This is a genomic window from Lysinibacillus sp. AR18-8 (assembly GCF_001705465.1).
Classification (GTDB): domain Bacteria; phylum Bacillota; class Bacilli; order Bacillales_A; family Planococcaceae; genus Lysinibacillus; species Lysinibacillus capsici.
The window spans coordinates 1-1,269 of the sequence record NZ_MDGU01000042.1; the positions used below are offsets into that span (position 1 = coordinate 1).

General features: G+C 51.0%; 12 tRNA genes and 1 rRNA gene. All 13 read left to right on the plus strand.

The features are described 5' to 3' along the window. The first annotated feature begins 55 nt into the window (after window positions 1–55). The 13 genes from rrf to BFM98_RS20335 all read left to right on the plus strand — a co-directional run bounded on the left by rrf (window position 56) and on the right by BFM98_RS20335 (window position 1,269). A 5S ribosomal RNA gene (gene rrf, locus BFM98_RS20275) occupies window positions 56–171 on the plus strand. Window positions 172–182: 11 nt separating this feature from the next. Beyond that, window positions 183–258: transfer RNA gene (locus BFM98_RS20280), tRNA-Val, on the plus strand. A 4-nt stretch (window positions 259–262) separates the two neighbouring features. After that, a tRNA-Asp gene (locus BFM98_RS20285) sits at window positions 263–338 on the plus strand. 8 nt (window positions 339–346) lie between these two features. Beyond that, window positions 347–422 (plus strand) — tRNA-Thr (locus BFM98_RS20290). Window positions 423–429: 7 nt separating this feature from the next. Further along, window positions 430–513 (plus strand) — tRNA-Tyr (locus BFM98_RS20295). 4 nt (window positions 514–517) lie between these two features. Further along, window positions 518–591: transfer RNA gene (locus BFM98_RS20300), tRNA-Trp, on the plus strand. A 48-nt stretch (window positions 592–639) separates the two neighbouring features. Then, a tRNA-His gene (locus BFM98_RS20305) sits at window positions 640–715 on the plus strand. Between the two features lie 9 nt (window positions 716–724). Then, a tRNA-Gln gene (locus BFM98_RS20310) sits at window positions 725–799 on the plus strand. Window positions 800–812: 13 nt separating this feature from the next. Next, a tRNA-Lys gene (locus tag BFM98_RS20315) sits at window positions 813–885 on the plus strand. Between the two features lie 18 nt (window positions 886–903). Continuing rightward, window positions 904–980: transfer RNA gene (locus BFM98_RS20320), tRNA-Arg, on the plus strand. A gap of 15 nt (window positions 981–995) precedes the next feature. Further along, window positions 996–1,072: transfer RNA gene (locus BFM98_RS20325), tRNA-Pro, on the plus strand. Between the two features lie 15 nt (window positions 1,073–1,087). After that, window positions 1,088–1,163 (plus strand) — tRNA-Ala (locus BFM98_RS20330). 13 nt (window positions 1,164–1,176) lie between these two features. Next, window positions 1,177–1,269, plus strand: a tRNA-Ser gene (locus BFM98_RS20335).

Genomic DNA, 1,269 nt, shown 5'->3' on the forward strand with positions numbered 1-1,269 from the left:
CTTTCAATGTATCGTTTATCTAGTTTTGAAAGAATAAGTCTTTCAGCTGAATAAGTGAAGTGATGATGGCAAAGAGGTCACACCCGTTCCCATACCGAACACGGAAGTTAAGCTCTTTAGCGCCGATGGTAGTTGGGGGCTTCCCCCTGTGAGAGTAGGACGTCGCTTCGCTTATTTTTTGTGGAGGATTAGCTCAGCTGGGAGAGCACCTGCCTTACAAGCAGGGGGTCGGCGGTTCGAGCCCGTCATCCTCCACCATTTTGGTCCCGTGGTGTAGCGGTTAACATGCCTGCCTGTCACGCAGGAGATCGCCGGTTCGATCCCGGTCGGGACCGCCATTATTATTGCCGGTGTAGCTCAGTTGGTAGAGCAACTGACTTGTAATCAGTAGGTCGTGGGTTCGACTCCTATCGCCGGCACCATTCCCTTGGAGGGGTAGCGAAGTGGCTAAACGCGGCGGACTGTAAATCCGCTCCTTAGGGTTCGGCGGTTCGAATCCGTCCCCCTCCACCATTTTAGGGGCATAGTTCAACGGTAGAATAGAGGTCTCCAAAACCTTTGGTGTGGGTTCGATTCCTACTGCCCCTGCCAGGTATTGAGGTACTCGTTCATAATACAGCTAATATAATCTATATAGTGGCGATTGTGGCGAAGTGGTTAACGCATCGGATTGTGGTTCCGACATTCGTGGGTTCGATTCCCATCAGTCGCCCCATTTTAAAATTGGGGTATAGCCAAGCGGTAAGGCAACGGATTTTGATTCCGTCATGCCTAGGTTCGAATCCTAGTACCCCAGCCATTTTTAATTTCACGAGCCATTAGCTCAGTTGGTAGAGCATCTGACTTTTAATCAGAGGGTCGAAGGTTCGAGTCCTTCATGGCTCATCATTTTTTAATTAACATGCGCCCGTAGCTCAATTGGATAGAGCGTCTGACTACGGATCAGAAGGTTATGGGTTCGACTCCTGTCGGGCGCGCCAATAAAATCATGTTTACGGAATGTAGCTCAGCTTGGTAGAGCACTTGGTTTGGGACCAAGGGGTCGTAGGTTCGAATCCTGTCATTCCGACCATCTTTCATGATAAATGGGGCCTTAGCTCAGCTGGGAGAGCGCCTGCCTTGCACGCAGGAGGTCAGCGGTTCGATCCCGCTAGGCTCCACCATTGTAATATTTTTGGAGGTATACCCAAGTCTGGCTGAAGGGATCGGTCTTGAAAACCGACAGGCGGGTAACACCGCGCGGGGGTTCGAATCCCTCTACCTCCTCCA